Origin of the sequence: Actinomadura sp. 6N118 (genome assembly GCF_044326415.1) — a bacterium.
Classification (GTDB): Bacteria; Actinomycetota; Actinomycetes; order Streptosporangiales; family Streptosporangiaceae; genus Spirillospora.
Map to the genome: position 1 here is coordinate 1 of NZ_JBIRAZ010000022.1, position 22,499 is coordinate 22,499.

General features: G+C 69.6%; 23 protein-coding genes and 1 pseudogene. 10 read left to right on the forward strand and 14 right to left on the reverse strand.

Annotated elements, in window-relative coordinates; translation table 11 throughout:
* Both ACH34W_RS41750 and ACH34W_RS41755 read right to left on the reverse strand, forming a co-directional pair.
* Positions 1-190: pseudogene (locus tag ACH34W_RS41750) on the reverse strand (aldolase); the annotation flags it as partial.
* Positions 191-209: 19 nt separating this feature from the next.
* Positions 210-368, reverse strand: coding sequence for a hypothetical protein (locus tag ACH34W_RS41755; RefSeq protein WP_395966743.1), 159 nt, complete (start codon positions 366-368; stop codon positions 210-212).
* 171 nt (positions 369-539) lie between these two features.
* On the opposite strand from ACH34W_RS41755, the gene ACH34W_RS41760 reads away from it, so the two are divergent.
* The 9 genes from ACH34W_RS41760 to ACH34W_RS41800 all read left to right on the forward strand — a co-directional run bounded on the left by ACH34W_RS41760 (position 540) and on the right by ACH34W_RS41800 (position 6,508).
* Positions 540-755, forward strand: coding sequence for an NAD-dependent epimerase/dehydratase family protein (locus ACH34W_RS41760; protein ID WP_395966744.1), 216 nt, complete (start codon positions 540-542; stop codon positions 753-755).
* Between the two features lie 5 nt (positions 756-760).
* The gene (locus ACH34W_RS41765; protein WP_395966745.1) at positions 761-2,587 is read left to right on the forward strand and encodes a ferritin-like domain-containing protein; all 1,827 of its coding nucleotides are present in this window, start codon (positions 761-763) and stop codon (positions 2,585-2,587) included.
* The gene (locus ACH34W_RS41770; protein ID WP_395966746.1) at positions 2,550-2,873 is read left to right on the forward strand and encodes an alpha/beta hydrolase fold domain-containing protein; all 324 of its coding nucleotides are present in this window, start codon (positions 2,550-2,552) and stop codon (positions 2,871-2,873) included. Before ACH34W_RS41765 ends, ACH34W_RS41770 begins: the two co-directional genes overlap by 38 nt.
* Complete coding sequence (locus ACH34W_RS41775) at positions 2,870-3,595, forward strand: alpha/beta fold hydrolase (protein ID WP_395966747.1); 726 nt, start codon at positions 2,870-2,872, stop codon at positions 3,593-3,595. The genes ACH34W_RS41770 and ACH34W_RS41775 overlap by 4 nt, the downstream gene beginning before the upstream one ends.
* Positions 3,596-3,728: 133 nt before the next feature.
* Positions 3,729-3,908, forward strand: a complete 180-nt coding sequence (locus ACH34W_RS41780; RefSeq protein WP_395966748.1) for a hypothetical protein — start codon at positions 3,729-3,731, stop codon at positions 3,906-3,908.
* A gap of 519 nt (positions 3,909-4,427) precedes the next feature.
* Positions 4,428-5,051, forward strand: a complete 624-nt coding sequence (locus ACH34W_RS41785) for a hypothetical protein (RefSeq protein ID WP_395966749.1) — start codon at positions 4,428-4,430, stop codon at positions 5,049-5,051.
* Positions 5,038-5,535 (forward strand): STAS domain-containing protein, encoded by a 498-nt coding sequence (locus ACH34W_RS41790; protein WP_395966750.1) that lies wholly within the window; start codon positions 5,038-5,040, stop codon positions 5,533-5,535. The genes ACH34W_RS41785 and ACH34W_RS41790 overlap by 14 nt, the downstream gene beginning before the upstream one ends.
* Positions 5,532-6,350, forward strand: a complete 819-nt coding sequence (locus tag ACH34W_RS41795; protein WP_395966751.1) for an HAD-IC family P-type ATPase — start codon at positions 5,532-5,534, stop codon at positions 6,348-6,350. The genes ACH34W_RS41790 and ACH34W_RS41795 overlap by 4 nt, the downstream gene beginning before the upstream one ends.
* Positions 6,347-6,508 carry a hypothetical protein gene (locus ACH34W_RS41800; protein WP_395966752.1) on the forward strand — a complete coding sequence of 54 codons (162 nt, stop codon included), beginning with the start codon at positions 6,347-6,349 and terminating at the stop codon, positions 6,506-6,508. Before ACH34W_RS41795 ends, ACH34W_RS41800 begins: the two co-directional genes overlap by 4 nt.
* Positions 6,509-6,608: 100 nt before the next feature.
* Here the strand turns inward: ACH34W_RS41800 and ACH34W_RS41805 are convergent, their stop codons facing one another.
* The 12 genes from ACH34W_RS41805 to ACH34W_RS41860 form a co-directional block, all read right to left on the reverse strand.
* Positions 6,609-6,932, reverse strand: coding sequence for a GNAT family N-acetyltransferase (locus tag ACH34W_RS41805; protein WP_395966753.1), 324 nt, complete (start codon positions 6,930-6,932; stop codon positions 6,609-6,611).
* A gap of 87 nt (positions 6,933-7,019) precedes the next feature.
* Positions 7,020-8,381, reverse strand: a complete 1,362-nt coding sequence (locus ACH34W_RS41810) for a dihydrolipoyl dehydrogenase family protein (protein ID WP_395966754.1) — start codon at positions 8,379-8,381, stop codon at positions 7,020-7,022.
* A gap of 46 nt (positions 8,382-8,427) precedes the next feature.
* Positions 8,428-9,327, reverse strand: a complete 900-nt coding sequence (locus tag ACH34W_RS41815; protein WP_395966756.1) for a carbamate kinase — start codon at positions 9,325-9,327, stop codon at positions 8,428-8,430.
* Positions 9,324-10,259: an ornithine carbamoyltransferase gene (gene argF, locus ACH34W_RS41820; protein WP_395966757.1), complete on the reverse strand. Its 936-nt coding sequence runs from the start codon at positions 10,257-10,259 to the stop codon at positions 9,324-9,326. The genes ACH34W_RS41815 and argF overlap by 4 nt, the downstream gene beginning before the upstream one ends.
* Complete coding sequence (locus tag ACH34W_RS41825) at positions 10,256-11,497, reverse strand: arginine deiminase (RefSeq protein WP_395966758.1); 1,242 nt, start codon at positions 11,495-11,497, stop codon at positions 10,256-10,258. Before ACH34W_RS41825 ends, argF begins: the two co-directional genes overlap by 4 nt.
* Complete coding sequence (locus tag ACH34W_RS41830) at positions 11,494-12,918, reverse strand: amino acid permease (RefSeq protein WP_395966759.1); 1,425 nt, start codon at positions 12,916-12,918, stop codon at positions 11,494-11,496. Before ACH34W_RS41830 ends, ACH34W_RS41825 begins: the two co-directional genes overlap by 4 nt.
* Before the next feature lie 43 nt (positions 12,919-12,961).
* Entirely contained in the window at positions 12,962-14,116 is a 1,155-nt protein-coding gene (locus tag ACH34W_RS41835; RefSeq protein ID WP_395966760.1) for an HAD-IC family P-type ATPase, read from the reverse strand.
* A gap of 68 nt (positions 14,117-14,184) precedes the next feature.
* A complete protein-coding gene (locus ACH34W_RS41840; RefSeq protein WP_395966761.1) occupies positions 14,185-14,937 on the reverse strand; it encodes a sigma-70 family RNA polymerase sigma factor in 753 nt (250 codons plus the stop codon).
* 660 nt (positions 14,938-15,597) lie between these two features.
* Entirely contained in the window at positions 15,598-18,294 is a 2,697-nt protein-coding gene (locus ACH34W_RS41845) for an ATP-binding protein (protein ID WP_395966762.1), read from the reverse strand.
* Between the two features lie 473 nt (positions 18,295-18,767).
* Positions 18,768-19,208, reverse strand: a complete 441-nt coding sequence (locus ACH34W_RS41850) for a LuxR C-terminal-related transcriptional regulator (RefSeq protein WP_395966763.1) — start codon at positions 19,206-19,208, stop codon at positions 18,768-18,770.
* Between the two features lie 265 nt (positions 19,209-19,473).
* Complete coding sequence (locus ACH34W_RS41855) at positions 19,474-20,514, reverse strand: 2-hydroxyacid dehydrogenase (RefSeq protein WP_395966764.1); 1,041 nt, start codon at positions 20,512-20,514, stop codon at positions 19,474-19,476.
* Positions 20,511-21,131: a histidine phosphatase family protein gene (locus tag ACH34W_RS41860; RefSeq protein WP_395966765.1), complete on the reverse strand. Its 621-nt coding sequence runs from the start codon at positions 21,129-21,131 to the stop codon at positions 20,511-20,513. Before ACH34W_RS41860 ends, ACH34W_RS41855 begins: the two co-directional genes overlap by 4 nt.
* A gap of 155 nt (positions 21,132-21,286) precedes the next feature.
* Between ACH34W_RS41860 and ACH34W_RS41865 the strand changes: the two genes are divergently transcribed.
* Positions 21,287-22,495 carry an RNA-guided endonuclease InsQ/TnpB family protein gene (locus ACH34W_RS41865; RefSeq protein ID WP_395966766.1) on the forward strand — a complete coding sequence of 403 codons (1,209 nt, stop codon included), beginning with the start codon at positions 21,287-21,289 and terminating at the stop codon, positions 22,493-22,495.
* Positions 22,496-22,499: the final 4 nt, after the last annotated feature.

The following is a 22,499-nucleotide window of genomic DNA, read 5'->3' on the forward strand; positions in this document are numbered from 1 at the left end:
GCGGGTAAAGCAAGCTCCGGCCGATGACCAGGCCGCGGACGGTGGGCAGCGCGAGCGCCTTCTGCCAGCCGGCCAGCGCGGCGTCCGGATCGTCGGGCACCTCGCCGCCGAGCAGGAGGGCGGGCAGCGTCGAGGCCGCCATGACCTCCTCCATCCGGTCCACGACCGGGACCTTCAGCCAGGTGCGCGCGCGATCTAGTGATGTAGTACTAGGCCGTGACGGCCGCGATCGCCACCACGAAGGTGAGGTCGAACAACAGTTCCAGCTGGCTCGCGGTGCGGTGCGGCTCATCGATCTCGCGCGCGGGCATCCGGGCCCGGATGCCCGCGACCTGGTAGCTGCTGGCGGCACAGTGCGGCCCCGTCATTCCATGACTCCGTCGCCCTGACGACCGGGCACCGCTTCTGTTTGTGACGCCGAACGCCCGATCCGGCCGGTCTCAGGAATCCGCAGCCGGAACTGTCACAGGCCGGTTCGGTGGCCGGTCGTAATTGGTGACCGGGAAGCGACCGTTACCCGGGTGAACAGGAGGCCTGTCATGAGGATCGTGGTAGTCGGTGGCACCGGGCTGATCGGGTCGAAGGTCGTGAGGAGGCTCGGCGAGCATGGCCTTGAGGGGGTGGTGGCCTCCCTGGACACCGGCGTCAACACCCTCACCGGCGAAGGGCTCGCCGATGCCGTGGCCAGGGCGGCAGTGGTGGACGAAGCGGAACTCGCCCAGCGCAAGCACCTCCGAGTTTCCCGGAATTCCTGATCACCATGAATCACTCAGCACGGCTGCGGCCTGCCGCAGATTCTGTCACGTCCGCGCGGATCACCGCCCTCGACGATCTGCGTGAGCACCTGCAGTGGGCGATCGAGCTGGAACACGCGACGTTGCCGCCGTACCTGTGCGCGCTGTACTCGCTTGACCCGGAACGCAACCCCGACGCCGTCGAGGCGGTGACCGGCGTGTTCATCGAAGAGATGCTCCACCTGACGCTGGCCGCGAACCTGCTCAACGCCGTCGGTGGACGTCCGCGGCTGGACACGCCGCGGATGCTGCCATCGCATCCCCGGCGGCTGCCGCACGCCGACGCTTCCCTCCACCTGTCGCTGCTGCCGTTCGGCGACGAGGCGCTCGAGATGTTCCTCCGACTCGAACGGCCCGCACCACCCGGTGCCCCTCCGGAGGGCGATGGCTACGAGACGATCGGTCAGTTCTACGACGCGATCGCGGACGGGCTGCGGCGTCTGTGCGACCAGTTCGGCGAGCGCGAGATCTTTCGAGGCGATCCGGCTCGCCAGATCCACACCGGGCACTTCCGGAACACCACCGGACAGATGATCGCGGTCACCGACCTGAGCTCGGCGCTGGCAGCCCTGGAGGAGATCGTCGAGGAGGGTGAGGGTACCTCCCGCGGCGTGGTCTGGGACGGCGACCGGAGCGTCCACCATCCCGATCGGGAACAGGTCGCCCACTACTACCGCTTTCAGGAGCTCAGAGCCGGCCGGCGCTACCGGCGCGGCGACACCCCGCAATCCGGGCCCACCGGCGAGGCGATCGGGGTGGATCCCGCCGGTGTCCTCCCGATGCGGCCCAACCCCCGCCTCGCCGATCACGCCGAGGGGGACGCGATCCGCGCGGCCCAGGAAAAGTTCAACCACACCTACTGCATCATCCTGCACCTGCTGGAACACGTGTTCAACGGCAGCCCGAAGCTGCTCCCGGTCGCCATCGCCACCATGTACCAGCTCAAGGCGAGGGCCCAAGCCCTGATGCGGATGCCCGACGGGGAGGGCGCGACGGCCGGCCCCACCTTCGAGTACGTGCCGCCTGAGCACCGCCGGTGGACCGCCGGCGATCGGCAGCGGATCATCGTACTTCCCGACGGCCCCTACGTCGTACACGGCGGCGTTCCACTCAATCGCAAACGCAAGATCGTCGACGCCGCGAACAACGCCGCGCTGACCTGGCAGACCGGCGACATCCTGGAGACCGAGGCCACCTACGCCCTGTGCCGCTGCGGCCGCTCGTCCCACAAACCGTTCTGCGACGGTACGCACGCCGTGGTCGGGTTCGACGGCACCGAGTCCGCCGACCTCCGGCCGTACAAGGAACTGCAGCACGTGCACGACGGGGTGGGCATCTCGGCGCAGCGGGTCGGCGAACTGTGCATCCACGCGGCCTTCTGCATCGGACGCACCAGACCGATCGCCGACATGCTCGCCGACACCGGCGACAGCGACGTGCGCTCCAACGTCATGGGCCGGATCGACCACTGCCCCTCCGGGTCGTACAGCTACGCCCTGGAGCGCGGCGGCGAATCGATCGAGCCCGACCTCCCGCAGGCCATCTCGATCCTCGAGGAAGAGGACGGCCTGGCCAGCGCACTGTGGGTCACCGGCGGCGTGCCCGTCGAGCGCGCGGACGGACGCCCGCTGGAGACCCGCAACCGGATGACGCTGTGCCGCTGTGGCCACTCGGCAGGCAAGCCCCTGTGCGACGGAACCCATCGAGAGATCGACTTCCGCGAGGAAGAGCCGGGCACTGCGACCGGCACAACCGATGACACGAACAGCACGGAACACGGAAGGACATCATGAGCTCGCACATCCTGGAGCTGGCGGCACAGCCCTCGACGACCTGGCCAGCCTTCCGCCGGCCTTCCTCATCGTCGGCGAGAACGACGTGCTGCGCGACGTGGGCGAAGCCTACGCCCGCCGCCTCATCGAGGCCGGAGTCCCGACCACCGGCGTCCGCTACAACAACACCCTCCACGACTTCATGATGCTCAACCCCGTCCGCGACGCCCACGCGGCACGAGCCGCCACCGCCCAGGCCATCGCGGTCCTCAAGACCGCGCTCCACACCGGAAAGGCACGCACATGAACACCGTCGAACAGCCCGTCGTCGTCCTGGTCCACGGCGCCTTCGCCGAATCGGCGAGCTGGAACCGCGTCATCCAGCGCCTGCACAGTCACGAGCTCACCGCCGTCGCCGTCGCCAACCCCCTACGCGACCTGGCAGGCGACGCCACCTACGTGCGCGACGTGATCAACGGTATTGGTCGGCCGGTCATCCTCGTCGGCCACTCCTACGCCGGCATGGTGATCAGCCAGGCGGCGGCCGGCAATCCGGCCGTCCGCTCCCTCGTCTACGCCGGCGCCTTCGCCCCCGAATCCGGCGAGAGCGCCCTGCTGCTGGCCGGCAAGTTCGAGGGCAGCACCTTGGCCAACGCGCTGATCGCCTATCCGGTCGCCTCCGGCGGCAACGAGTTCCGGATCGCCGACGACAAGTACCACCACCAGTTCTGCGCCGACCTGGACGCCGACGAGGCCGCCCTGATGGCGGCGACCCAGCGACCAGTGACCGAGCGGGCGCTGAGCGACGTGCTGACCGTGAGCGAGCCGGCCTGGCACGGCAAGCCGTCCTGGTTCGTCTTCGGTGAAAGCGATCGCAACATTCCGGCCGCGGCGCTGCGGTTCATGGCCGAACGCGCCTCCTCACGAGGAACCCGCGAAATCAGCGGCGCCTCCCACGCGATCGCCTCCTCCCAGCCCGACGCCATGACCGCCGCCATCCTCGACGCCGTCGCCCACGGCCAGGGCTGAACGAAGCCCAGCCCTCTGGACCCGGTGAGGCCCCCGGTGAGCCCTTCACCGGAGGCCTCACCGCGTCCAGCCCATAGATCCGCCGATCCTCAGTTCAACTCGAAACGCCCTAGACGAAAGGCCGGTGAACGGGATGGACGTCCCAAAGCAGCATGTAGTTCGACTACTCCAGGAAGTGGGAATGCCGGGCGTGGCCGACGAGGCCGACAAGGCGCTGCCCGACCCGGTCGAATACGACCGGGCGGAGAACTTTCTGGCCCAGTACGGCATTACCAAGGACCAGCTGATCAGCTGGCGGGGAGGCAGTCCCTAACGGTTGACGCCCACCATTGCCGGCTGGTGGCTTCGGTGGACCGGACGGTCAACCGTGCACAACGCACATCGAACGGAACCCTGCCCGGCGGATGGAGTGGCCATAGCGGCAAACGCGCCTCCCGTGCGGGCGAGAAGGCGCTCTGCGTCTGGCTGAGGCTCACCAGGATGAGGGCGACCGCGGAGAGGATCGCCGCAGTCTGATTCGGAGTCGAGCGCGTGATGCCGACTCATATGTATCGACCGGATTCAAACCCGTCCTGTGACACCTATCGCGCGGCGATATCCGAGTCCGTCCGTCACAGGAAAATATGCTCCGAAGGTGTCACACCTTTGCCCACCATCCGGTCGTCCCGTATGTAGGCCTTCACATAAGGCGAATGGAGGAACCATTGTGAGCGGGCAGTCCGACTCTCCACATGCTCTCCGGAAGTCCAATGCGCATGAACGGCAGAACGTTGAGAATTGGGCGGCGGCGCCGAGAATCGGGACAGATCTGGTCCGCCAGGTCCGTGACGCCATGGCCGATCTTCCGCGGATCCTCGTCGCGCCGCTGTTGCGGCACTGGCACCTGACCTGGGGGGCCACCCCGGAAGAGGCGGCCGCGGCGATGCCCGGCGACCACCTGCTCCCCCGGGCTCAGTACCGCGCCACTCGTGCGATCACCATCGACGCCACCCCAGACGAGGTGTGGCCCTGGCTGGTCCAGGTCGGGTACCGGCGGGCCGGCTGGTATGCCGGTGACCTTCTCGGCAACTTCGCCCGTCCCAGTGTTCGGCGGATCGTCCCCGAGCTGCAGGACCTTCGAGTCGGTCAATGGCTGCCCACGACCCCGAAGCCCACTGAACGGACGTCGTTCGTCGTCGACGGCTTCGACGAACCATCATGGCTGCTGTGGCGCATGCCGAACCGCAGCTGGGCTTGGCGCCTGATCCCGTTGGCCGACGGGCGCACCCGGTTGATCACCAGGATGAAGGCGGTCTACGAGTGGCCGCGACCGTGGGCCCTGGTGACGGCGGTGCTGATGGAGTGCGCCGACTTCGCGATGATGCGCCGAATGCTGCGCGGAATCCGGGACCGGGCCGACGGCCGTCCGGCAGCCCTGACCGTCGATTACAAGGAAGTAGACAATGGATCCCTTTGAGCAACGCGCGGCGAGACCTGTCCTGGTGAACGGTACCGGTGGGAAGGCGCCGCAGGCCAAGGTCGAACTCGCCGACGGCGTGCGATGCCACACCGCGCTGTTGCGGCTGGACGGCACCTTCGAACCTCCGCATCTGGTCGTCGATGGGGAGGTCGACCTCACCACGCTCGCAAACTTCACCGCCGCGCTGGCCCGCATGCTCGAACACAGTCCCGGTGACGTGTGGGTCGACGTGGAGAAGCTGAGCTTCATCGACGTCGGTGGACTCCGTGCCCTGGCCGCTGCCGCGACTCGGCTGGGAGTCCGGGACCGGCGGCTGGTGTTGCGGTCGGTCGCGCCCCATCTGGCCAAGCTGATGGACGTGGTGGGGTGGAGCCAGATTTCCGGCCTGGTCATGCTCGTTCGGGGGGACGGCCGCCCCGGGAGTGCCTACGGGCGCGGTCGACGCGAGGGTAACGACGAACGCCAGGCCAAGCTCGCATGACGGGCGTCCACGCGCCCGTGTCGCCGCCGTACCAGCGACCCGCCGACCAGGTGGCCGGCGAACTCGGGACCGATACCGAACGAGGGCTGTCCCATGAGGACGCCGCGGAACGGCTCGCGCGGGAGGGGCCGAATGTGCTGCCCGCCGCCCGCGGGCGTGGCCCGGTAGCCCGGTTCGTGCTTCAGTTCAACAGCCCCCTGATCTACGTCCTGCTGGCGTCCGCGGTCGTGACCGCCCTGCTCGGCGAGCACATGGACGCACCGGTGATTTCCACGGTAGTGATCGTGAACGCAATCGTCGGGTTCGCGCAGGAATCCCGGGCGGAGCGGGCACTCACGGCCCTGGCAGTACTCGCGCAGACGACCGCGGCGGTCGTCCGAGACGGCGTGCGGCGCCGGGTTCCGGCCGCCGGACTGGTCGTCGGAGACCTCGTCGAGCTGGAGGCCGGCGACAAGGTCCCCGCCGATCTGCGGCTGCTGACGACCAGTGAGCTCGTGGTGGACGAGTCGGCGCTGACCGGGGAATCGGCGCCGGTTTCCAAAGACCCGGCGCCGCTGCCGGGAGCGGCGTCCCTGGCCGACCACACCGCGATGGCCTTCTCCGGCACCTTGGTCATCGGCGGCCGGAGCGCGGGGGTCGTCGTGGCCGCCGTGGAGACGCTCGGCGGCACCACCGTCATCTGCACGGACAAGACCGGTACCCTCACCAAGAACCAGATGACGGTACCGCCGTCACCGCCGGCGGATACGACTACACCGTCACCGGCACCGGCTACTCCCCCACCGGGACCGTTGAGCGGGACGGCGCCGCGGTGAATCTCATCGAGCACCCGGCCCTGCGCGGGACGCTGCTGGCGGGCCTCGGCTGTAACGACGCGCGACTCCTCCACGACGACGGATGGCGCATTGTGGGCGACCCGACCGAGGGTGCCCTGCTGACCCCTGCTGACCAGCGCCGCCAAGGCGGGCCTTGACCGTGTTCCACCCGGACGGCCGTCGGCGAGCCGCAGAGCCGCCTGATGCGCGGTGTGCTGTGGCGCCCGCCTCGCTGAGACGAGGCGGGCGCCATTGACTTCATCCGGCAGGGTGGCCAACGCCAGGTGACAGCAGGTCCTGGTACTCGGGATGCTGAGCGATCCAGGCGGCGTAGAACGGGCACACCGCGCGCACGGTCAAGCCCTGTGCACGAGCCGCGTCCAATGAAGTCCGTGCCAGGGCCGTGGCGACACCGTGCCCCGCATAAGCAGGATTCACCTCCGTGTGCACGAAGGTGATCCGGGTGGGTTTACGGGAGTATCGGGCGAACCCGGCCAGGCCGGTGTTCACCCACGCCTCGTATCGGTTCTTCTTCGGGTTGTCGATGACTTCCACGTCGGCAGTGAGTGCCTTGTCGCTCATGCTCCAGCCTTTGGTTCGGGATTGGACGATGCAGTGATCACTGATGAGGTCATGGACGGCTCCTTAGGAGTTTCGAGTTCGGCGGCATCAGCGGAGGGCGCGCAGCGCCGCTTCCACCGTCCGGTGGAAGGTCGGATAGCTGTAGATCATGTGCTTCAGGCGATCGGTCGGAGCCTCGGTATGGACGGCGACGTTCAGCCCGTACAAGACTTCGCCTCCCGTGGGGCCGACCGAGGTCGCTCCTATCAGGACACCGCGGTCGGAGTCCTCGACGAGCTTGATGAATCCCTCGTTGCCCGGCCCGTGGATCAGGCCGCGTGCGGACGAGGCGATCTGCGCCGAGCCAGTGCGCACACGCACGCCCTGGTCGCGTGCCTGCCGTTCCGTGAGCCCCACGGCCCCGATCTCGGGGTCGGTGAAAGTGACGCGAGGCAGCGCCCGATAATCGGCATCAGGACCGGGACTTCCCAGGATGTCGCGGACGGCGATCTGCGCCTGGTACATCGAGATGTGGGTGAAATCGCCGTGGCCGGTGATGTCGCCGACCGCCCAGAGCCCTTCGCCGGCCCTCATCTGCCCGTCGGTGCGCAGTGTCGGCGCGGCCGGGTCGATTCCCACGGTGTCGACCGCCAGAGCGGCCAGGTCTGCGCGGCGGCCTGTCGCGACGAGAAGACGCTCGGCTCGGATCGGTTCCAGCCCCCCTTCCAGCAGGGCCTCGAAGGTCGCGCCGTCATGTTCGAAATCAACGGCCCGGGCGCCGGTGCGGACGGTGACGCCGTCCGCCCGCAGCGCCTTCGCTGCCAGCTCCCCGGCTTCCGGTTCCTCCTGAGTCAGCAGCCGGTCCTGGCCTTCCAGGACGGTGACGGTGCTTCCGAAGCGGGCGAAGACCTGGGCGAGTTCCACGCCGATCGCACCGCCGCCGAGCACGAGCATCGAGGCGGGAACCTCTTCGGCCGCGATGGCGTCCCGGTTGCTCCAGTACGGCGTCCCCTCCAAACCCGGGATCGGGGGGACGCGGGGAGAGGAGCCGGTGGCCAGGACGATGCCGCGCCTGGCCTGGAACGTGTGGTCGCCCACGGTCACTCGGCCTGGGCCTGCGAGCCTTCCCTTTTCACGAACCAGTCGCACGCCCTTGGCCACCAGGCGGTCGGCGGCAGCCTGGTCGTTCCAGCCGTCGGTGGCCTCGGCGCGGATGCGGGCGGCGACCCTGCTCCAGTCGGGAACCGTCTTTCCCTCGCCGGCCAGATCGGGGACGCGGGCGGCTTCGGCGAGCGCGTTTCCGGCGCGGATCATCATTTTGCTGGGGATGCATCCCCAGTTCGGGCACTCGCCTCCGACGAGTTCCGCCTCGATCCCGACAACGTCCAATCCGGCTTCGGCCAGCGCACCCGCGGCGAACTCACCGCCCGGCCCCAACCCCATCACCACCACGTCAACCTGATCATTCATGCTGTTCTCCCTTCTCTTTGGCGGTGCCATGCACCTTGGAGTTCGGTCACCGGGCCTCGATGCGGGTGCCTGCGGCTCCGGACAGGAGTGCGGGTGCGTCCGTGAGCGCGCCGATCACCGAGACGGCCCCGTGGCGGTGCTCGGCGAAGCGGCAGGCCGCCTCAGCTTTGGGACCCATGGATCCGAGCGGCAGCGGCAGGCGCCGTAGCAGGCCAGGAGCGATGTGGCGGATGGGCCGGGCGTGCGCGGTGCCGTGGTCACGCATGATCGCGGGGACGTCGGTGAGGAGCAGCAGCGTGTCGGCCTTGAGCCGTGTTGCGAGCAGCGCGGCGGCCAGGTCCTTGTCGACCACGGCTTCGATGCCCCGATGGTCACCGACGGTGGGGACACCGCCTCCGCCAGCGGCGATGACCAGGCACCCCTCATCGGTGAGGCGGGCGATGGTCGGGAGTTCGACGATGTCGCGCGGCTCTGGAGACGGGACGACACGGCGCCACGTAGTGCCGTCCTGACGCATGGTCCAACCGTGATCGGCGCGCATCCGTTCGGCTTCCGAGGCGCTGTAGGTGCGGCCGACGAATTTGGCCGGGGCGTCGAACGCGGGGTCATGGGGGTCGACCACGGTCTCGGTGAGGACGGCGACGATCTCGAGGCCCGGAAGGGCGCGGCGCAGCTCGCGGGCCAGCCAGTAGCCGATCATGCCTTGCGTCTCGGCGCCGAGCACGTCGAGCGGGTACGGAGCCGAGAGTGCCGGGTCGGCGGCGCTCTCGACGGCCAGCAGCCCGACCTGCGGGCCGTTGCCGTGCGTGATGATCAGCTCGTTGTCGGCCGCCAGCGCGGCCAGCCCGCCGACGGCCTTGCGCACGTGGGCGATCTGCACGGCTGCGTCGAGCGGCTCGCCGCGGCGCAGGAGCGCGTTGCCGCCGAGGGCGGCGACGATCCTCATCGCCGCCCCACCAGCCGCTCGGTGAGCAGCGCGTACAGCACCGCCTGCGTGGCGGGCAGCCGGTTGGCGGCCTGCCGGAAGGCCAGCGAACGTGCGCCGTCGATGACGTCGGCGGTGGCCTCCTGGCCGCGGTGCGCGGGCAGGCAGTGCATGAAGACGGCGTCGTGCCGGGCTTGGAGCATCAGCTGCTCGTTCACCTGGTAGGGCGCGAGCGCCTTGGTACGGCGTTCCCGCTGATCTTCGGGGTCGCCCATGGACAGCCAGACATCGGTGTAGACGACGCTCGCGTTCTTGACCGCTTCGACGGGATCATGAGTGAGCGTGACGGTCCCGCCACCGTGTTCGGCCTCGGCGGTCGCGAACGCGACGGCCTCGTCCGGCGGCGCGTAGCCGGGCGGAGTCGCGACGGCGACGTCCATCCCGGCGAGGGCCGCGGCCTCCATCAGGCTGCGGGCGACGTTGCCGCCGTCGCCGAGGTAGGCGATGCGGTGGCCGTGCAGGTGGCCGAAGTGCTCCTGGACGGTGAGCAGGTCGGCCACGGACTGCAGCGGGTGGTGGCCGTCGGTCAGCGCGTTGATCACCGGGACGGGTGCCGCGGCGGCCAGGTCGGCGACGTCGGCGTCGGCGAAGGTGCGGATCACGATCGCGGCGGCGTAGGAGCCCATCACCCGGGCGGTGTCGGCGATGGTCTCGCCGCGGCGGAGCTGGAGCTCGTCGGGCCCGAGGGCGACGGGCGTTCCGCCGAGCCGGACCACCGCCGCCGCGGTCGACAGCCGCGTCCGGGTGGACGGCTTGGCGAAGTACATCGCCACGATCCGATGGGTGAGCAGGTCGTGCGCCGACTCTGGAGCGTTCTGAACGTCGGTCGCCAGCCGCAGCAGGAGGGTCAAGTCGTCGCCGGTCAGGTCGGCGACGCGCAGCAGATCTTTCACGGTGTCACCTCGTTCGTGGGCAGCGCCTCATCGCGCTGGAGCGGGCAGCTCATGCAGCGTGGGCCACCGCGTCCGCGGCCCAGTTCGCCGCCGGGGATGGTGATGACCTCGATTCCGTTGCGGCGGAGCATGGTGTTGGTGGTGACGTTGCGCTCGTAGGCGACGACCAAGCCGGGCTCGAGGGCCAGCACGTTGTTGCCGTCGTCCCATTGCTCGCGTTCGGCGGCGCTGACGTCCTGCTCGGCGCTCAGGATGCGCACGCGGGGCAGACCGAGCGCGCGGGCGATCGTGGGGAACAGCGATTCGTTCTCGTCCACAACGACCTCGTCGCCGTGGCCCGGTGTGATGCTGTAGGAGCGCAGCGCCGGCAGTTCGGGGTAGACGGTGAAGGCGTCCCGGTCGACCATCGTCACGACGGTGTCCAGGTGCATGAAGGCGCGGCGCCGCGGCAGTTGGGCGGCGATCACCTCCCGGGCGGCCCCGGCGGTGAACAGTCGCCGGGCGAGCAGTTCGACCGCCTGCGGCGTGGTGCGCTCGCTCATCCCGATCAAGACCAGGCCGTCACCGAGGACGTGAACGTCGCCGCCTTCGAGGGTGGGCAGTGCGGAGTCGGTGCCGTGATACCAGACCGGGAAACCGCCGGTGAACATCGGGTGGTGCCGGTAGATGGCGTCAAGGTGGACCGCCTCGCGGCGTCGGGCGGCCTTGGCCATCGGGTGCAGCGTCACTCCGCCGTAGATCCACGCGGACGGGTCGCGGGTGAACAAGTGGTTGGGCAGGGGCGGCAGGACGAAGTCGCCGTCGTCCATGGCCGACAGCAGCAGGCTGTGCACGGCAAGCCCCAGTTCGGCCTTGGTGAGCCCGCCGATCAGATGGCGGGTCAGGGTCTGGGCGTCCATGTCGTCCAGCACGGCCCGCACCGGCCCGGCGAGTGTCGCTCCCAGCGTCGCCTCGGACGCGGTGTGGGCGAGGACCTGGGCACGGGCATCGTCGATCTTGAGGGTCTCGGCGAGCAGGTCGGCGAGGTAGTGCACCTGGACGTCGTGTTCACGGAGTGCGTCGGCGAACACGTCGTGCTCCTGGCGGGCGCGGGTGGCCCACAGCACCTCGTCGAAGAGCAGGTCGTCCTTGTTGGCCGGTGTCAGGCGGAGGAGTTCCAGGTCAGGACGGTGCAGCAGTACCTGCCGCAGCCGCCCGACCTCGGAAGTAACGGTGGACACGGCGATCGGTCCCTTCATGCTGCCTGGATGGGTGGTTCGGGCTTGTCGGGTTGGTCAGGTGTCGGGCCGTAGAGTTCCGCGTCGTCCACCGCGGCCTCGACTTCGGCCTCCACCACTTGGGACTGGGTGAGCTGGGCGCGGTATTTCAGCCAGGCGTAGACCGGCATCCCGGCGAAGATCAGCAGCGTGCCCTTGTAGACGACCTCGTAGCCGGCGCCGCCGATCGCCCAGACCGAGTACCCGAACGCCAGCACCGCGATCACCGCGTCCCGGGCGAGACGGCCGCCGGAGAACGCGGCGCGGTCGGTGGCCAGCAGCACCAGCTCGGCGACGGCGGCGTAGGCGTAGGGGATGACGGTGGTGAGGGTGGCCAGCAGGATGATGAAGGTGAACTGGTCGACCAGGCTGGCGTTGTAGTTCATCAGCATCAGCCCGGAGGCCAGGACGCTGGAGACGACCAGTCCGACGATCGGGGTGCCGCCGCGTCCGGTGCGGGCGAATCCGCGGGGGAACAACCCGTCGCGCGCGGCGGCGAACGGGACCTGGCCCTGCAGCAGGATCCAGCCGTTCAGGGCCCCGAATGCGCTGATCGCGGCTCCGGCGGCGACCAGGTCGGCGGCCCACCCGCCGAACGCGGCGTCGGCGGCGTCGGCGAACGGAGCGGTGGAGGCGGCCAGCGCGGCCGCCGGCACCAGGCCGAGGACCGCCACGGTGCCGAGGATGTAGATCAGCGCGGTGACCGCGGTCCCCGCGACGGTGGCGCGCGGAATGGTCTTCTCCGGGTCCTGGACGTCCTCGGCGGGGACAGTCGCCGATTCCAGGCCGATGAACGACCACAGGGTGAGCGCCGCAGCGGCGGTCACCGCGCCGAACGCGCTGTCGCCGCTGGCGTTGAAGTCGCCGAAGTTGCCGGACTTGACGAAGAACAGCCCGCCCACCGCGATCAGCAGCAGCGGCACCAGCTTGATCACCGTCGTGACGACCTGGACGGCGCCGCTCTCGCGGACGCCGTAGGCGTTGACTCCGGTCAGCAGCCAGATCGCCGCCAGCCCCACACCGGCGGCCAGGATCTTGTCGTCGCCGAGCGCCGGCCAGAAGTGGGCAAGGTAACCGACGAACGCGACCGCGATCGCCGCGTTGCCGGCCCACACCGCGATCCAGTAGCCCCAGGCCGTCTGGAACCCGACGAAGTCCCCGAACGCCCGCCGCGCGTAGGCGTACGGGCCACCGGTGCGCGGATAGGCCCGCGCCATGCGGGCGAACACCAAGGCCAGCAGAATCGCGCCGGCCGCGGTGAACCCCCAGGCGACCAGGCTGATCGGCCCGTACGCGGCGAGCGAGCTCGGTAGCAGGAAAACGCCCGACCCGATCATGTTCCCCACCACCAAGGCCGTGGCCATCCACAACCCCAGCTTCCGGCGGGCGGGTTTCGCGCTCATGAATACCTCCTTCAGTGCGGCGGAGCGCCGCGGTTCCAGCTGATCAACCGGCCGAGCGCGTTCCGGCCGTGGCCGGACGGCTTGCCCCCAGGTTTCTGCGGCCCCGGACGGCCTTGGCTGCGGCGTCGACCAGAAGGACGGCCGGGATGACGGTGAAGGCGACCAGCCAGCCGAACGGGGACGGAGGCCCGCCGCCGAGCAGGTCTGCCACCGGCGGAATCGCGAGGAAGACGGACATCAGCACGAGATCGGTCGCGACCGCCCACAGCAGCAAGGGAGGAAGGGCGCCGCCGCCGCGCGTCAAGGGATAGCGGCGCCGCTCGTGCTCGTCGGACAGATCCGCCCCGGCGCGTAGGGCAAGCATGTGCAGGGCCGCTTCCATCGGATCGCCGACCGCACGCCAATGGCCGTTCTGGCGCCGTGCCCGCCCGGTGGAGCAGCGGTAGGCGGTGACGGCGAGCCTCCGGACCGCCTCCACCGCGTCCGGCCCGCCGACGAGACGTGCGTCCGGGGAGTACCCCTCGCCCTCGACCAGCACCGTCCCGGACGGCGTCCAGACGTGAACGGCCGTGATCTCGTTGCACGTCAGCGTGCCGGTCTTGTCGGTGCAGATGAACGTGGTGGAGCCGAGGGTCTCCACCGCCTCCAGCCGCCTCACAAGAGCCTTGCGCCTTGCCATCCGCTGAGCGGCGCAGGCCAGTGAAAGCGTGACGGTCGGCAGCAGCACCTCCGGCACCAGCGCGACGGTGACGCCCACGGCCAGCAGGAACCCCTGGCCAGGCTCCAGTCCGAGCAGCACGGCGACGGTGAAGAACGCCGCGCCGACGGCGACCGCGAGGACCGCGACGGCCCGCACCACCCGGTGCAGCTGCGACGCCAGCGGGCTCGGGCGTCGCCGGGCGTCCCGGGTCAACGCTGCGATGCCCGCCAGCCGGGTACGCATTCCCGTCGCTGTGACCCCGGCCTCGGCCTCACCCTCGGTCACGAACGTCCCCGCGTGCACGTGTGCGCCCGCCTCGGGCCGCGCCGGGACGCTCTCGCCGGTAAGCATCGACTCATCGGCCGCCAGGGCATGCGCGAGCGGAGAAGGCGGCCGCTCTGCCGGGAGCGTGTTCGGCCCGTCCACCCGCAGCCTCGCGGCGGCCTCATCTGAGGTCAGTCCTCGCCGGGCGGGGGGCAGTGTCGTCTTCGTGATCATGGCCAGTGGCTCCTGTACATAACGTGCATCGCTTCGAGGGCGCGGCGTGATTTCGGTCAGCGACGTGATCAGGCGTGTGCCGGCTCAGGTCGGCGCTCGGCGAAAGGACCACACGTACGCCGGGACGAGCCACGCCACCGATTGATGTCGACCAGGGGGAGCCGCGCAGCCGTGCAGGTGCCCTTGCCATCGGAGGAGCTGACCACGTCCGCGGCGAAGAGGTCTTCCAGGGCCGCGACGTTCCCCTCTTGGGCCGCGCGGAAGGTCGACACGAGGATCCGGTGCTCGCCGGTGTCGATCGACCCGCACCGGTTGGTCTTCAGGTGCCTGCGGGCGCGGCTCACCAATTGGCGGACGTTGGCCGGGGTGAGCTGAATGATCTCGGCGATCTGCCCGTAGGGGTAGAGGAAGGCTTCACGGAGGACATAGGCGGCCAACTGGGCCGGGGTGAGCTTCTCGAGCAGCAGCAACAGGGCGAGTTCGAGCGCCTCGCCCCGTTCGGCTCCGTCGGCAGGATCAGCGCTGAGGTCGATGGGCTCGGGCACCCAGGGGCCGATGGAGGTCTCGCGGCGGATCCGGGCGGACTGCAGGGCGTTGATGGACAGTCGTGTCGTAATCAGGGTCAGGAACGCCGCCGGATTGTCGATGGTCGAGCGTTCGGTGTTCTGCCAGCGCATCCAGGCCTCCTGGACGATGTCCTCGGCTTCCACCGTGCTGAGGAGCATCCTGTGGGCGATGCCGAAAAGGCGCGGGCGCATTTCGACGAAGATTGCGGCGGCCTGCTCGAGGGGACTCGTCTGGTCTTGTCCTGCACGATGCATGTTCACTGACGCCTTCAACATTCCGTCTCCCATGGCCGGGCGTTTCATTGGACAAACCGGATCTACGCCCTCACGATCTCTACTCGGCCAAGAAAAGGCATGACACGAACACATGAGATCGGAAACGGCAGTTCTTTACACTTCTTCGCCAGTTCGTAGAATGATTCTGACGCGAGCTATTTCAGGCACACCAAAGTCGGTGCCGTTGAGAGAAATGGTTCCGATTTGCTCTTCCCGTGATGCTTTCGGCCTGGTGAGGCGCCTGATGGCGGCGTCGCGGTCGAACTTCAGGAGCAACCTCCCGGCGTCCTCCAAGGCTGAGGCGAGCGGCAGAGGACAGGGGATCCGGTGAAGGATCTCGACGGCCCGCTGCGCGGAGTGGAAGATCGCGGACCGTACTGGACGGCAGTGCCGGGGCGCGGCAAGTGCCGCCGCGCTGCCTCTGTTTCATCTCCTCGACGGCCATGGGCTCCTCCCATCGGCCTGCAGGCAGACGCCTTTCGCCGACAATGCACACTGTGGCCGGTCATGTACCGCAGTCGCATCAGGGACAGCCTGGCCAGGGTCCCTAGGCAGCAGTCGCTAGGCACTAGGGGGCACGGCCCGGGGCCACGGCCCAGGGCACGCGCCGGGGCACGCGCCGCTTCCCGAGGCTCCGAGTCAGAGGAGATCTTCGAGCTGATGACGCGAGGTGATGCCGAGTTTCGTGAAGACCTTACGCAGGTGGTACTCGACGGTGCGGGGGCTGACGAACAGGCGTGTAGCGATCTCCTTGTTGGTCAGGCCGGTGCGGGCCAGCTTGGCGATCTGCGCCTCCTGCGGGGTGAGCGGCCCGGCGGCCTCGACGGCGAGCTTCCGGGCGGTTTCCCCGGTGGCCTGGAGTTCGCGTGCGGCCCGGTCGGCGAACGCCGTCATACCGATCTCGGTGAACAGGTCGAAGGCAGTGCGGAGATTCTCGCGAGCCTGGGCGCGGCGGCGTTCGCGGCGCAGCCATTCGCCGTAGAGCAGGTGGGCACGGGCGAGGTCCGGGCGTATCCGGGTCCGGCCGAGGCGCGTGATCGACTCTTGGTAGAGGGGCTCGGCGACTTCCTCGTCCGCAAGCAGCGCGCGCGAGCGGGCCTCGACCCCGAGCGCCCAGTCGGTTCCGCTGACGGCGGCGACCTCGGATATCCGGTGCAGGGCACCGGCCGCCGCCTCGTTCTTCCCACTGCGGGTGGCCGCCTCGATGAACTCGACCGCGGCCCAGTTCGCCAAGCCCGGGTCCCGTTCATGCGAGGCACCCCGCCGGGCGGCGATCATCGCCTCGCGGTACCGGCCGAGGCCGTTGCCGAGCACCGCGGTCGCCAGCTCGGCCGCAGTGATCCCGATGCCTTCCCCGCGCCTGGTCACGTCCTTGGTGGTGGTCTCGATCAGCGCGGAGGCCTCGGCTTCACGGCCGCGCAGCGCGGCGAGCGTCATGGCGCCGTAGCCCGCGAGGCTGCTGCCCGTCACCTCGATGACCGCCTGTGCCTCGTCGATCAGTGCTCCCGCGGCGGCCAGGTCGCCGGTGTACAGGAGCAGGTGGGCACGCATGGTGAGGGCGAGCGGAAGCTCGCTGAGCGCGCCGACGCCGCGAGCCAGCTCGACGAAGCGGCCGGAGAGCGCCTCCCAGAGATCGTCGTCCCAGGTATGCACGGCGGCGATGCAGGCCGGCCACATCCAGCGCAGTTCCTCGTCCGCAGATGTGCCGTCAGGGAAGGCGGCCAAGGCCCGCCGCAGGATCGGCGCCGCCGCCATGTACCCTTCGTTGAACAGCGCCACGAAGCCGTCCAGCAGGAGGTCGGGCGCACGCGGGGGGTGCGGTAGCCGTGGCGCCGCACCCGCGGCCTTCGCCACCTCCAGCGTGCCGCCGCCGGGACGGGCCAGACGGCCGGTGAACACCGCGGCGGACATCGCATCCAGATAGGTCGCCCGGGAAAGACGAACGTCGACCGGCTCGAATCCTTGTGCGGCTTTGACGAGGATGGGCGGAGCATCACGGCCGCGGTCGGTGACGTACGCGAGACGGGCTCGCAGAAGATCGGCGTTTGCCTGCTGGAGCTCGCTGAGCGGTCCGGACTCGGCCGCCGCCAGTAGTTTCAGTGCGGAGTCGGGCGCGCCGGCCAGAAGCTTGACCCGGGCGGCGTCGAGTGCACGTTCGGCCTGGCGTCCGGCATCGGGGGTGAGCGCGGCCGCCCGTTCCAGAAAAGCCGCGGCGGCGGCCAGGCCACCGCGGGCCTGGGCGCGTCCGGCCGAGCGTTCGAGCTCGGCGGCGATGCCTTCGTCGGGGTGCGCGGCGCCGTGGGCGCGATGCCAGGCCCGCCGGTCCGAGTCGGTGACGGCGTCCGTCGCCTCCGCCAGTGCCCGGTGCGCCCGTCGGCGCTCCCTCGGAGCGGCCGAGTCGTACACCGCGGAGCGCACCAGCGGATGCCGGAAACGCACCCGGTCGCTGAAGTCGATCAGCTCGTCGGCCTCGTCGGCCGCCGTGACATCCACGCCCAGGACGTCGGCGGCGCGCCGCAGCAGGCTCGGATCGCCGAGGGGTTCGGCGGCGGCCAGCAGCAGCACCATGAGGCTGTCGGAGGGCAGGTCGTTGAGCCGACGCTGGAAGCCGTCCTCGAGGCGGTCCGGCAGCGACCACCGGGGTGCCGCCACGAATCCGCCCTCGGGCACGGTGCGGGGCAGTTCGAGCAGGGCGAGCGGGTTCCCCCGCGCCTCGAACAGGATCCGGTCGCGCACCTCCTCGTCCAGTGGCCCGGCGACCACCCGGCTGAGGAGCGTTCGTGCGTCGGTGTCCCGCAGCCCACCGACCTCCAGCACTGGCAGGCCCGACAGCACGTCGGTCTCGCCGGTATCGCGGACGGCGAAGACACAGGCCACGGATTCGGCCTTGAGGCGGCGGGCCACGAAGGTGAGGATCTGCGCCGAGGCGCTGTCGAGCCACTGCGCGTCGTCGATCACGCACACGAGCGGACGCTCGTCGGCGGCCTGAGCCAGGAGGTTGAGCACGGCGAGGCTGATGAGGAGCTGGTCGGGAGCGGGACCGGCGCGCATCCCGAATGCCGTGCCGAGCGCCTCATGCTGCGGTTCGGGCAGGGAATCCAGGAGGTCCAGCATCGGCACGCACAGCTGGTGGACGGCCGCGAAGGCCAGTTCCATCTCAGACCGGACCCCTGTGGCGGCCACGACCCGGCACCCGGAGGACTTCGCGACAAGGTGGTCCAGCAGCGCCGACTTGCCGGCTCCTGCCTCGCCGCGCAGCACCAGTACCTGGCTCTCACCGCCGCGGACGTCCGCGAGCAGCTGGTCGAGTGTCTCGCACTCAACGTCTCTGCCCACCAGCGAGCCCGGCCGCAAGGCTCCGGCCGCCGACCATCCAACCGCAGGCTCAGTCTCTTCAAGCATTTCAACCATGTCTTCCGCGCCCGCGCGTCGCCGGTGATACCAGGACGGCCGTCATTCAATGCAAGATCTCGTTGTCTAATGCAATATCTCATTAGAACGGCCCACTCAACGAGCCGGTCCGGAAGGCGTCGAGCCAGAGACCGAAGGCACGAGGGATTCATCGGTCTGGGCGGTCGGGAAGCATCGGACCGGCGCATGCGAGGGCGGCGCCACCACGCCTCCCGGCGGGCGGGACGCCGACGACCTGTGGGTGCGCACGACGTCGCCGCGGATGAACGGACGTTCGATCACGGGTCACTACGCGTGGAGCCCATGCCACCGCGTAGGCCTATGGGAACGGTCTCCTGCCGGGCGCCGGGTGCCGGGCCTCGCCGGAGACTGCCCGTGCGCTGCCGTGACCCTTTGGGTCAGGCGGCCTCATGGGCCAGTACGAGGCGGGCCAGGTCCAGCCGGGAGCTGATGTCCCATTTGGTGAAGATGTTCCGCATGTGATTGTTGACCGTGTGGGACGACAGGAACAGCTGCTCAGCGACCTGCCGGTTGGTGGCCCCCTGCGCCACCAGCCGGGCCACCTTGACCTCCGCCGCCGTCAGTCCCCACCGGCCTTCCTCCGCGTTGCCACGGGGCCGCACCCGGCGCACGCCGAGCAGGCGCAGCCGCCTCCGCACACGGGCCGCATCACGTGCGGCGCCCGCCTCCTCGTACACATCGAGTGCGGTGTTCAGGAGTCCCCGCGCAGCGGGATCGCCGTGCGCGCTGAGAGCGCTGAGAGCGCCGCCCGCGTCCTCGGTCGCTGATGCGTGGGCCAGCGGCCGCTCGCCGTCCTTGAGAAGTTCGGCGGCCTGCAACAGGAGATCGGGGTCGTCGTCGACGAGTCCGCGCGCCTGCGCGGCAACACCCCGCAGAAGAGTGAATCCGGGATCGAGGCTCGCGGCACGGTCTGCGGCGGCGGCTGCGAGGCCAGGCCGACTGGCGCCCAGAGCGAGGCGAGCGAGCAGGACGTAATCGGCAGGGTCGGGCGGAGCTCAAGGCGCCGGTCCCAGAGCGTCGGCGTCCTCCCAGGCGAGCTCGATCAGCTCGGTTACACGAGCGTCATCGCTTACATCATCTCTGTCAGTTGCGGACAAAGGGTTTTTCGAGGCCGTTGGCGGAATGGGCGAGGGGTTCGCCGCGGAGGTAGCGGCCCACTTCTTCGGCGATGATGCGGGCGGCGTTGGCGGCGGTCTGCTTGCTCGCGCCCGCCAGGTGCGGGGTGAGGGTGATGTTGGGGGTTGAGAGGAGACGCGAGTCCGGCGGGATCGGCTCCTCGGGGAAGACGTCGAAGGCGGCGCCGAAGAGGTGTCCCGTGTCGACGGCGTCGCAGACCGCGTCGTAGTCGAGAAGGGCGCCACGGGCGCAGTTCACGATGATGGCGCCTGGGGGCATCGCCGCGATCTGGGTGGCCCCGATCATGCCGGTGGTCTCGGGGGTTACGCGGGCGTGGAGCGTCACTATCTGCGCGCGGGCCAGGAGTTCTTCGAGGCTGACTGATTCGGCTAGGTCGCCCAGGTCGGTGTACGGGTCGTGGACGAGGACGTGCGCCCCTAGGGCGGTCAGCATGCGGGCCACGCGGCGGCCCACCGCGCCGCAGCCGACCAAGCCGACCGTGCTGCCGTCCAGTTCCGGTCCGACGGCCTCGTAGCGGTAGTAGTCGCTGCGCCACTGGCCGGTATGGAGGTCGGTGTGCGTCTGGGGGATGCGGCGGGCGGCGGCCATGATCATGCCCAGGGTGTGCTCGGCGGTGGCGCCGGCGTTGCGGCCGGGGGCGTTGCAGACCGCGACGCCGTGCTCGGCGGCGGCCTCCAGGTTGGCGTTGATCGGGCCGCCTCGGCTGACACCGAAGAGACGGAGGTCCGGGGACGCCTTCAGAATCCGGCGGGTGAGCGGGGCCATCTGAGTCACGCAGATCTCGGCGCCCTGGAGGGCCTCGATGAGCTGGTCCTCGGTGCCGGACGCCTCGTCCACCTCGGCGACCCTGCCGAACGGCTCCACCGGCCAGGGGAGCGTCAGCTCGGTGAAGGCCAGGTCGGCGGAGGGGGCCTCGGCGCGGATGGCCTTGATGAGCAGTTCGTTCAGGACGAAGTGGTCGCCGGCGGCCAGGACGCGGACGGTCATTGCGGCTCCAGGGCTTCGATCGGGGTGTTGAACGCGAGCAGGGCGACCTCGCCGTCTTCGACGCGGACCTCGGTGAGGGCGCAGTTGCGCACGGCCGGGAACAGCCGCCGGTAGTCCGGCAGGGGCAGCCCCAGGAGGGTGCAGAGGGCCAGGCGGATCGCCGTGGTGTGGGCGATCACGAGCACCCGGTCGCCGGGGTGCCGGCTGACGATGTCGTTCAGGCAAGCGGTGAAGCGCGTCGCGGCGGCGGCGGGGTCCTCTCCCCCGGGCAGGTGGTCGTTCACCGGATCGGCGTGGAACGCCTGGAGCGCGTCGGGGAACCGCTGGCTCATCTCCGCCCGCGTGAGGCCTTCCGCGCGTCCGAAGTTCAGCTCGCGGAGCCGCTGGTCGATCTGGAGCGGGAGCCCTGCGGCCTCGGCGCACGGGGCCGCGGTCAGCCGTGCCCGTGTCAGGTCCGACGACCAGATGGCGGCGACCTCGGCCGTCCTCGCCCAGTCGGCGAGCTGGCGTGCCTGGTCGAGACCGCGCGGGGTGAGCGGAACGTCCGTGACCCCCGCGTAGCGGTTCTCCGCATGCCACGTGGTCTCTCCGTGCCGCACCAGAACCAGTCGGGTCATCGGATACCTCCGAGGAAACCCCCGGCTTTGGCCGTGGGGAGGAATCGAACTTCTGCGGAGCAGGACAGGGAAAGCCGGATCGCCGTCAGGGCGATTCGGCGTCCACCAACCACAACCCGACACTCGCTCACATTGAATCTGATAGAACGTGAGGCGTGGCGCAGCAGGTCAAGCGGGCGTTCAAGTACCGCTTCTACCCCACCGGCGAGCAGGCGGCGGAGCTGTCGCGCACGTTCGGCTGTGTCCGCCTGGTGTACAACAAGGCGCTGGAGGAACGCACCCGCGCCTGGTACGACGAGCAGCGCCGGATCTCCTACGTGCAGTCGTCGGCAGCGCTGACGCAGTGGAAGAAGACCGAGGAGCTCGCCTTCTTGGCGGAGGTGTCCTGCGTGCCACTTCAACAGGCGCTGCGGCACCTTCAGGCGGCGTTCACCAGCTTCTTCGCCAAGCGGGCCAAGTACCCGCGGTACAAATCGCGCAAGAAGTCCCGGGTGTCGGCCGAGTACACCCGCAGCGCGTTCACCTGGCACGACGGGACCCTGACCTTGGCAAAGATGGCCGAGCCGCTGAACATTCGCTGGTCGCGTCCCCTTCCTGAGGGGACCGAGCCCACGACGGTGACGGTGTCGCGTGACAGCGCCGGGCGCTGGTTCGTCTCGATGCTCGTCGAGGACACCATCACCCCGGCCCCCGCCACCACGAACGCGGTCGGCGTGGACGCCGGGATCACGTCTCTGGTGACGCTGTCGACCGGGGAGAAGATCACCAACCCGAAGCATGAGCGCCGCGACCGGGAACGCCTCGCAAAGGCGCAGCGGGAGCTGGCCCGTAAGGAGAAGGGATCGAAGAACCGGGCCAAGGCGCGGGTGAAGGTGGCGCGCGTGCACGCGCGGATCGCTGACCGGCGCCGGGACTTCCTGCACAAACTGTCGACTCGGCTCGTCCGTGAGAACCAAACGGTCGTGATCGAGGACCTGTCGGTCCAGAACTTGGTGAAGAACCACTCGCTCGCGCGTGCCATCTCCGATGCGGCGTGGACGGATCTGCGGATGATGCTGGAGTACAAGTGCGCCTGGTACGGGCGCGAACTCGTGACGGTCGACCGCTGGTTCCCCAGCTCGAAGCTGTGCGGGGCCTGCGGCACGGTCGGCGAGAAACTGCCGCTGAACGTCCGCGAGTGGACGTGCGACTGCGGGACCGTGCATGACCGCGACGTCAACGCCGCGCGTAACATTCTGGCCGCCGGGCTGGCGGTGTCTGCCTGTGGAGGCGGTGTAAGACCTCAACGGGAGTCCTCCCGGACGGGGCAGTCGTCGATGAAGCAGGAAACCCAGCGGGCGACCGCTGGAATCCCCCGCCTTTAGGCGT

What these genes read in the sequence shown, in the direction of transcription:
- ACH34W_RS41755 (WP_395966743.1), bottom strand. Translation starts at nt 368, where the DNA reads ATGACGGGGCCGCACTGTGCCGCCAGCAGCTACCAGGTCGCGGGCATC.
- ACH34W_RS41760 (WP_395966744.1), top strand. Translation starts at nt 540, where the DNA reads ATGAGGATCGTGGTAGTCGGTGGCACCGGGCTGATCGGGTCGAAGGTC.
- ACH34W_RS41765 (WP_395966745.1), top strand. Translation starts at nt 761, where the DNA reads ATGAATCACTCAGCACGGCTGCGGCCTGCCGCAGATTCTGTCACGTCC.
- ACH34W_RS41770 (WP_395966746.1), top strand. Translation starts at nt 2,550, where the DNA reads ATGACACGAACAGCACGGAACACGGAAGGACATCATGAGCTCGCACAT.
- ACH34W_RS41775 (WP_395966747.1), top strand. Translation starts at nt 2,870, where the DNA reads ATGAACACCGTCGAACAGCCCGTCGTCGTCCTGGTCCACGGCGCCTTC.
- ACH34W_RS41780 (WP_395966748.1), top strand. Translation starts at nt 3,729, where the DNA reads ATGGACGTCCCAAAGCAGCATGTAGTTCGACTACTCCAGGAAGTGGGA.
- ACH34W_RS41785 (WP_395966749.1), top strand. Translation starts at nt 4,428, where the DNA reads ATGGCCGATCTTCCGCGGATCCTCGTCGCGCCGCTGTTGCGGCACTGG.
- ACH34W_RS41790 (WP_395966750.1), top strand. Translation starts at nt 5,038, where the DNA reads ATGGATCCCTTTGAGCAACGCGCGGCGAGACCTGTCCTGGTGAACGGT.
- ACH34W_RS41795 (WP_395966751.1), top strand. Translation starts at nt 5,532, where the DNA reads ATGACGGGCGTCCACGCGCCCGTGTCGCCGCCGTACCAGCGACCCGCC.
- ACH34W_RS41805 (WP_395966753.1), bottom strand. Translation starts at nt 6,932, where the DNA reads ATGAGCGACAAGGCACTCACTGCCGACGTGGAAGTCATCGACAACCCG.
- ACH34W_RS41810 (WP_395966754.1), bottom strand. Translation starts at nt 8,381, where the DNA reads ATGAATGATCAGGTTGACGTGGTGGTGATGGGGTTGGGGCCGGGCGGT.
- ACH34W_RS41815 (WP_395966756.1), bottom strand. Translation starts at nt 9,327, where the DNA reads ATGAGGATCGTCGCCGCCCTCGGCGGCAACGCGCTCCTGCGCCGCGGC.
- ACH34W_RS41825 (WP_395966758.1), bottom strand. Translation starts at nt 11,497, where the DNA reads ATGAAGGGACCGATCGCCGTGTCCACCGTTACTTCCGAGGTCGGGCGG.
- ACH34W_RS41830 (WP_395966759.1), bottom strand. Translation starts at nt 12,918, where the DNA reads ATGAGCGCGAAACCCGCCCGCCGGAAGCTGGGGTTGTGGATGGCCACG.
- ACH34W_RS41835 (WP_395966760.1), bottom strand. Translation starts at nt 14,116, where the DNA reads ATGATCACGAAGACGACACTGCCCCCCGCCCGGCGAGGACTGACCTCA.
- ACH34W_RS41840 (WP_395966761.1), bottom strand. Translation starts at nt 14,937, where the DNA reads ATGCATCGTGCAGGACAAGACCAGACGAGTCCCCTCGAGCAGGCCGCC.
- ACH34W_RS41855 (WP_395966764.1), bottom strand. Translation starts at nt 20,514, where the DNA reads ATGACCGTCCGCGTCCTGGCCGCCGGCGACCACTTCGTCCTGAACGAA.
- ACH34W_RS41860 (WP_395966765.1), bottom strand. Translation starts at nt 21,131, where the DNA reads ATGACCCGACTGGTTCTGGTGCGGCACGGAGAGACCACGTGGCATGCG.